2 protein-coding genes are annotated in these 8,306 nt (G+C 74.7%); both read right to left on the bottom strand.

Going from position 1 to position 8,306, the window contains the following annotated elements; genetic code table 11:
* On the bottom strand, nucleotides 1-1,820 hold a 1,820-nt coding region (locus GA0115242_RS16715; protein WP_141721615.1), incomplete at its 3' end, for a type I polyketide synthase.
* Between the two features lie 334 nt (nucleotides 1,821-2,154).
* Entirely contained in the window at nucleotides 2,155-8,304 is a 6,150-nt protein-coding gene (locus GA0115242_RS16710; protein WP_370672292.1) for an SDR family NAD(P)-dependent oxidoreductase, read from the bottom strand.
* Nucleotides 8,305-8,306: the final 2 nt, after the last annotated feature.

Raw genomic sequence — 8,306 nt, 5'->3', positions numbered from 1 at the left:
TCGGTGAACGGAGCGAGCGCGGCAGCACACTCGGCGATCCGGGACGCGAACTCCGGCGAGGTGGCGAGGAGTTCGACTGCCATACCGGTCCACTGGGAGCCCTGGCCCGGGAAGACGAAGACGGTTCCCGCGGTGCCCTCCCCCACGGTGGCGGTCACCGTGGCGGGTGAGGACTCGCCCGCGGCGAGCGCGTCGAGGCCGGTGAGCAGGTCGGCGGTGGCTCGTCCGACGACGACCGCGCGGTGGTCCATGGCGACCCGGGTGGCGGCCAGGGCGTGGGCCACGTCGAGCGCGCCCGCGTCCGAGGAGCGGACGGCGTCGGCGAGGCGGGCGGCCTGCTCGCGGACCGCGGTGCGGGTCTTGCCGGAGATCACCCAGGGCAGCCAGCGGCCGTCGGCGTCGGCGGGCTCCGCCTTCTCCTCCGCGCGGTCCTCGGCGGGCGCCTGCTCCAGGACCAGGTGCGCGTTGGTGCCGCTGACGCCGAACGACGACACGGCGGCCCGGCGCGGACGGCCGGTCTCGGGCCAGACGGTGTGGTCGGTGAGGAGTTCGACACCGCCGTCCGCCCAGTCGGCGTGCGGGGTCGGCGCGTCGATGTGGAGGCTCTTGGGGAGGATGCCGTGCCGCATGGCCTGCACCATCTTGATGACGCCCGCGACACCCGAAGCGGCCTGCGTGTGGCCGGTGTTGGACTTGAGGGAGCCGAGCAGCAGCGGCTGGGAGTCGCCCCGGTCCTGGCCGTAGGTGGCGAGGAGCGCCTGCGCCTCGATGGGGTCGCCGAGGGTGGTGCCGGTGCCGTGCGCCTCGACGACGTCGACCTCGCCCGCGGTGAGCCCCGAGTCGATGAGGGCCTGGCGGATCAGACGCTGCTGGGAGGGGCCGTTGGGGGCGGTGAGGCCGTTGGAGGCGCCGTCCTGGTTGATGGCCGAGCCGCGGACCACGGCGAGGACCTGGTGGCCGTTGCGGCGGGCGTCGGAGAGGCGCTCCAGGAGGATCAGGCCGACGCCCTCGGACCAGGCGGTGCCGTCGGCGCCCTCGGCGAACGCCTTGCAGCGGCCGTCGGCGGCGAGGCCGCGCTGCCGGGAGAACTCGGTGAACATCTTCGGCGTCGACATCACGGTGGCGCCGCCCGCGAGGGCGAGGGAGCACTCGCCCTGGCGCAGGGACCTGACCGCGAGGTGGAGCGCGACCAGGGAGGAGGAGCAGGCGGTGTCGACGGTGACCGCGGGGCCCTCGAAGCCGTACGTGTAGGAGAGGCGGCCGGAGGCGACGGCGACGGTGTTGCCGGTCAGCAGGTGTCCCGCGACCTCTTCCTGACGGCCCCGGGAGGCGCCGTCGTAGTCGCCGTGGCCGGTGCCGACGAAGACGCCGGTGCTGCTGCCGGTGAGGGTGTCGGGGACGATCCCGGCGCGCTCCAGGGCCTCCCAGGACGTCTCCAGGAGCAGGCGCTGCTGGGGGTCCATGGCGAGGGCCTCGCGCGGCGAGATACCGAAGAAGGCCGGGTCGAACTCGCCCGCGGTGTGCAGGAATCCGCCCTCGCGCGCGTAGGTGGTGCCGTGGTGCGCGGGGTCCGGGTGGAACAGCCGGTCCAGGTCCCAGCCGCGGTTGGCGGGGAAGGGGGAGATGGCGTCGACGCCGTCGGCGGCCAGGTCCCACAGGTCGTCGGGGGTGCGGACGCCGCCGGGGTAGCGGCAGGCCATGCCGACGACGGCGATGGGCTCGCGGTCGCGGTCCTCGGCCTCGCTGAGCTGCTGCCTGGCCTCCTGAAGGTCGGCGACGGCCCGCTTGAGGTACGCGCGGAGCTTGTCCTCGTTCGACATCAGGTAGCCCACCTCTCCATGAGATTCCGGAAAACGCGAAGTTCGGTGAACGGCGATTTCCGAATTCCACGACCCGACCGTTCCGAAGGCCAGTTTGGCGATCTCGGACTGCGTGTTTCCCTAGAGCATGGGGACGTCGCGGGCGTGCGGGAGCTCGGCGGCGGCGGGGCGGGGCGCGAAGGACTGGTGGATTCCCTCGACTGTCTTCGCTATTCACGGACGCGTTCGGGGGCGGCCCCGGGAATATTTCCGCGCACGCGTCCGGGGGTACTCCGAAGTCCCGGGACCGGTGGCGGTGCGACCGGTCCTGGGCCTTCGGAGGGGTACGGGGTGCTCAGCCCGCGGGCACCGCCTCCGGCTCCGCCGCGGCCCGATCCTCCAGGGCGGTGAGCCACTCGTGGACGAGGTCGGCGGCGGGTCCCGAGTCCTCACGGATGAGGGACAGGTGGTCGGAGTCGAGGGGCAGCACGTCGGCGCCGGGCACGACCGGGATGTGCAGCCGCTCCGGGTCGGGCGCGGGGACGCCCTCGATGAGCGCCCGGGTGCACTTGATCTCCAGGACGGGCGCGGTGGTGGGGGTCACGTCCAGGGCGTTGAGGAGCACCATCCAGCGGCCCATCGCGGAGAGGCGCGAGTTGGTGAGGCGCACCGGGGAGTCGTCGACGGCGGTGAAGTTGAACTTCATCATGCCGTTGTAGTCGACGCCCTCGTCGCTGTTGTGCTGGATGCTGAGGGTGTCGAGGAGGACGACGGCGGTCGGGCGGATGCCCCAGGTGCTCTCCAGGACCCCGGCCGCCGCGTAGGCGAGGGAGCCGCCGGAGGAGTGGCCGACGAGGACGAAGGGCTTGCCGTCGGCGGCCTGGAGGGCGCTCTCGGCGATGACCCGGGCGGCCGCGGCGGGGTGGGCGGGCAGCGCCTCACCGGTGTTGAAGCCGACCAGGGGCAGGGCGGAGACGTCGCGGCGGCCCCTGAAGTGCCCGGAGAGGGTGGCGTACTGGTGGACGCCGCCGTTGGCGGTGGGCGCGCTGACGCAGACCAGCCGGGTGGCGGCGGGTCCCTCGGCGAGCGTCACCGGCCAGGGCAGGTCCTCCAGTTCGGCGGTGACCTCGAAGGACGGGCGGAGCGCGGCGACGGTGGCGAGCATCCGCTGGGCCTCGCGCAGCTTGCCCTGGGCGAGTCCGTCGAGGAAGAGGCGCTCCATGGAGTCGTTCTCGGTGGGGCCGCCGGCCGCGCCGGTCTGCGGGGCGGCGCCGCCCTGGGCGCCGAGTTCGGTGCGCAGCCAGGCGGTGAGGCCGTTCGGGGAGCCGCTGTCGTAGACGATGCTGGCGGGCAGCTGGAGGCCGGTGACCTCGCTGAGCTTGCGGCGCAGCTCGATGCCGATCAGGGAGTCGAAGCCGAGTTCGAGGAAGTCGCGCTCGGGGTCGATCTCGGTCGGGTCGGTGTGGCCGAGGAGTTCGGCGGAACAGGCGGTGACCAGGTCCCGCAGGGCGCTCTCCTGGTCGGCGGCGGAGAGGGAGGCGAAGCTCTCGCGGAAGGAGGCCGCGTCGAGGACCCGGGCCGGGCCCGCGGCCGCGGCGGTCCTGCGGGGTGCGGTGACCAGGCCGCGCATCAGCGGCGGCACCTCGTCGGCGTGGACGGCGGCCGGGGGCGTGCCCAGGGTGGTGGCCACGACGAACGGGAGCCTGCGGGCCAGGGCCGCGTCGAGCAGGTCGAGGGCGCGGTCGCTGGGCAGGGTGTCGATGCCGCGGGAGCGGATGCGCTGGCGTCCGGCGTCGGTGAGCAGGTCGCCCGCCATGCCGTCGTCGAGGTCCCAGGCGCCCCAGGCGACGGACAGGGCGGGCAGGCCCTGGGCGGCGCGGTGCTGCGCGAGGGTGTCGAGGACGAGGTTGGCGGCGACGTAGTTGGCCTGTCCGGCGCGCGCGGTGACACCGGAGATGGAGGAGTAGAGGACGAACGCGTCGAGGTCGAGGTGGCGGGTGAGGTCGTGCAGGTGCCAGGCGGCGTCGGCCTTGGGGCGCAGCACTCCGGCGAGGCGCTCGGGGGTGAGGGAGGTGACGACGGCATCGTCGAGGATGCCGGCGGCGTGGACGACGCCGGTGAGCGGGTGGGCGTCGTCCAGGCCGTCCAGGAGGGCGGCCAGGGCGTCCCGGTCGGTGACGTCGCAGGCGGCGACGGTGACGTCGGCGCCCGACTCACGCAGTTCGGCGGCGAGTTCGGCGGCGCCGGGGGCGTCGGGTCCGCGCCGTCCGACCAGCAGCAGCCGGGTGACGTCGTGGTGGGCGACGAGGTGGCGGGCCGTGAGCGCGCCGAGGGTGCCGGTGCCGCCGGTGATGAGGACGGTGCCGCCGCGGGCGCCGCCGAAGAGGTCGGGGCGCTCGGGTCCGTCCTGGTCCCCCGCGGGCGGGGGGAGCTGGGCGAGGCGGCCGACGAGGAGCTGTCCGGAGCGGACGGCGTTCTGCGGTTCGTCGGCGGCGAGGATCTCGTCCAGGGGCAGCGGGGTGCCGGGTTCGAGGTCGACGAGGGTGAGGCTGCCGGGGTGTTCGCCCTGGGCGGTGCGGACCATGCCCCAGACGGCGGCGCCAGCGAGGTTCTCCGCCGGGTCGCCGGGGACGGCGCCGACGACGCCGCGGGCGACGAAGACGAGGCGGGCGCCCGCGGGCCGGGGCGCGGCCAGCCACTCCTGGAGCAGGGCGAGGGTGGCGCGGGTCGCCTCGTGGGTGGCGGCGACCGGGTCGTCGCCGTTGTCGGGGACGGGCACGAGGACGACGGTGCCGTCCTCGGTGACCTCGTCGAGGGAGGTGAGGGTGGTGCCGGTGCCGAAGGGGTCGGTGCCCAGGCCCGCGCGGGGGCCGGGGGCGGTCGTGCCGCCGGGGTCGGCGGGCACCCAGTCCAGGCGCAGCAGGCAGGCCCGGTCGGTGGCGCCGGGGCCGAGCAGCCGGGCGGCGGACGAGGGGCGCAGGGCGAGCGCGGCGACGGACAGCACGGGGCGTCCGGCGGTGTCGACGGCGGCGAGGGAGACGGTGTCCTCGCCGCCCTTGCCGATGCGTACCCGCAGCCGGGTGGCGCCGGAGGCGTGCAGGGTGACGTCGGACCAGGAGAACGGCAGCAGGCCCTGGTCGGCGTCCTTGAGGTCGACGTACTCCACCGCGTGGAGGGCGGCGGTGAGCAGGGCGGGGTGCATGCCGAAGAGGGCGGCGTCGTCGGCGCGGGCGGGCAGTTCCAGCTCGGCGAAGACGTCGTCGCCGCGGGTCCAGGCGGCGCGCAGGCCCTGGAAGACGGGGCCGTACTCGGTGCGCTCGTAGAAGCCGGTGAGGTCGACGGGGGTGGCGTCGACGGGCGGCCAGGCGGTCTCCTCGAAGGGCACCCGGTGCTCGCCGGGGACGAGGACGCCGTCGGCGTGCTGGGTCCACGGCTCGTCGGCGGGCGCGTCGGCGGGCCTGGAGTGGATGCCCAGGGGGCGTCCGCCGGAGGCGTCGGGGGTGCCGACGGTGACCTGGACGGCGACGGCGGCCTTCGGGTCGAGGGCGAGGGGGGTGGTGAGGACGAGTTCCTGGACCCGGCCGCAGCCGACCTGGTCACCGGCGCGGACGGCCAGTTCGAGGAAGCCGGTGGCGGGGAAGAGGATGTGGCCGCCCATGGTGTGGTCGGCGAGCCAGGGGTGGGTGCGCAGTCCGACCCGTCCGGTGAGCAGGACGCCCTCGGACCCGGCGAGGGAGACGGCGGCGCCGAGCAGCGGGTGCTGGGCCGGGGTGAGTCCCGCGCCGGGGATGTCGGCCGCGTGGGCGAGCGGGCGGGGCCAGTAGCGGCGGTGCTGCCAGGCGTAGGTGGGCAGCTCGGTGCGGTGGGCGCCGGTGCCCTCGAACCAGGCGGGCCAGTCGATCCGGACGCCGGACACGTGCAGCTGGGCGAGGCCGGTGAGGAGGGCGTCCTGTTCGGGCCGCTGGGCGCGCAGCGCGGGGACGGCCACGCTGTCGGCGGCGTCGGTGGCGTCGAGGGTCTGCCGGGTGAGGGCGGTCAGGACACCGCCGGGGCCGACCTCCAGGTAGGCGTCGGCGCCCGCTTCGGCGAGGGCGCGGACGCCGTCGGCGAACCGGACGGTGGAGCGGACGTGCTCCACCCAGTAATCAGCGGTGGAGAGTTGGCCGGGGGTGGCGAGCGCGCCGGTGACGTTGGACACGACCGGGATCGTCGGCTCGGCGTAGGTGAGGCCCTCGGCGACGACGCGGAAGGCGTCCAGCATCGGGTCCATGAGGGCCGAGTGGAAGGCGTGGCTGACCGAGAGCCGGGAGGTCTTGCGGCCCTCGGCGGTGAACTCGGCCGCGAGCGCCAGGACTTCGGCCTCGTCACCGGCGACGACCACGGAGTCGGGCCCGTTGACGGCGGCGAGCGCGACCCCGCCGGTGAGCCGGTCGGCGATCTCCGCCTCGGTCGCCTGGACGGCCACCATGGCACCGCCGGACGGCAGTTCCTGCATCAGACGGGCACGGGCCGAGACCAGCGCGCACGCGTCCTCCAGGGAGAACACCCCGGCGACGTGCGCGGCCGCGATCTCACCGATCGAGTGACCGGCCACGAACTCCGGGCGCACACCCCACGATTCGACCAGGCGGTAGAGGGCGACCTCGACGGCGAACAGCGCGGGCTGCGTGTACCCGGTCGTGTGCAGACGGTCGTCGGCCTCCGCGAACAGCACCTCCCGCAGCTCCGGGACGTCAAGAGCGGCCAGGACCGCGTCCAGCGTCTGGGCGAACACCGGGAAGCGGCCGTGCAGTTCACGGCCCATCCCGGCCCGCTGCGAACCCTGACCGGAGAACAGCACCGCGAGGGAGCGCTCCGCGGCACGGCCCCTGGCCGCCTCCACGGGAGCGCCCTCCGCACCGGCCAGCAGCACCGCGCGGTGCTCGAAGGAGGACCGTCCGGTGGCCAGCGAGTACCCGAGGTCCAGCGGCGAGGCGCCGGTGACGGACGTGATCCTGGCGAGCTGGGCGTCCAGGGCGTCCCGCGTCTTGGCGGAGACCGTCCAGGGGACGACGGTGGGGGTGGCGGTCGGCTTCCCGGGCTCGTCGTCGGCGGGTTCCGCGTCCGGCGCCTGCTCGATGAGGACGTGCGCGTTGGTGCCGCTGATGCCGAAGGACGACACACCGGCCCGGCGCGGGCGGCCCGTCTCGGGCCAGGCGCGGCGCTCGGTGAGCAGCGCGACGTTGCCCGCGCTCCAGTCGACGTGCGTGGACGCCTCGCCGATGTGCAGCGACTTGGGCAGGACGCCGTGCCGGATGGCGAGGATCGTCTTGATGACCCCGGCGACACCGGCGGCGGCCTGCGAGTGGCCGATGTTGGACTTCACCGAGCCGAGCAGCAGCGGCCGGTCCTCCGGGCGGTCCTGGCCGTAGGTGGCCAGCAGCGCCTGCGCCTCGATCGGGTCGCCGAGCGGGGTGCCGGTGCCGTGCGCCTCGACGGCGTCGACGTCGGCGGAGGAGAGTCCGGCACCGGCCAGCGCCTGCCGGATCACCCGCTGCTGCGAGGGGCCGTTGGGGGCGGTGAGGCCGTTGGAGGCGCCGTCCTGGTTGATGGCGGAGCCGCGCAGCACCGCGAGGACCTGGTGGCCGTTGCGGCGGGCGTCGGAGAGCCGCTCCAGGACGAGGACGCCCGCGCCCTCCGACCAGCCGGTGCCGTCGGCGTCGTCGGCGAAGGCCTTGCAGCGGCCGCTGGTGGAGATGCCGCCCTGGCGGGTGAAGCCGGAGAAGCCCATGGGCGTCGACATGACGGTGACGCCGCCCGCGAGGGCGAGGCCGCACTCGCCGTTGCGCAGGGCCTGCGCGGCCAGGTGGATGGCGACCAGGGACGCCGAGCAGGCGGTGTCGACGGTGACCGCAGGGCCCGCGAGGTCGAAGGCGTAGGAGAGGCGCCCGGAGACGACGCTCGCGGTGAGGCCGGTGGTGGCGTGCCCCTCGGCGTCCTCGCGGGAGTTCATGACGACGCCGACGTAGTCGACGCCCGCGGTGCCGACGAAGACGCCGGTGCGGCTGCCGCGCAGCGAGACCGGGTCGATACCGGCCCGCTCCACGGCCTCCCAGGACGTCTCCAGCAGGATGCGCTGCTGCGGGTCCATCGCGACGGCCTCGCGGGGCGAGATCCCGAAGAAGCCAGCATCGAAGGCGGCCGCGTCGACGAACCCGCCCTCGCCCGCGGCGCTGCTCCCGGGGCCCTCGCCGTTGAGGGCGTCGAGGTCCCAGCCGCGGTCGGCGGGGAAGGGCGTGATGCCGTCGCGGCCCTCGTCGAGGAGGTTCCAGTACTCCTCGGGCGAGTTCACCCCGCCGGGCAGCCGACAGGCCATGCCGACGACGGCGATGGGTTCGCGCCGGTGGGCCTCGGCCTCCTCCAGCCGCCTGCGGGTCTTGTGCAGATCGGCCGTGACCCACTTGAGGTAGTCGACGAGCTTCTTGTCATCGGGCATGACGGGGGGAACCTTCCTGTGGTGGATCAAGC

Origin of the sequence: Streptomyces sp. SolWspMP-5a-2 (assembly GCF_900091845.1) — a bacterium.
GTDB classification, from domain to species: domain Bacteria; phylum Actinomycetota; class Actinomycetes; order Streptomycetales; family Streptomycetaceae; genus Streptomyces; species Streptomyces doudnae.
This window is presented reverse-complemented; position numbering and strand designations above follow the sequence as displayed.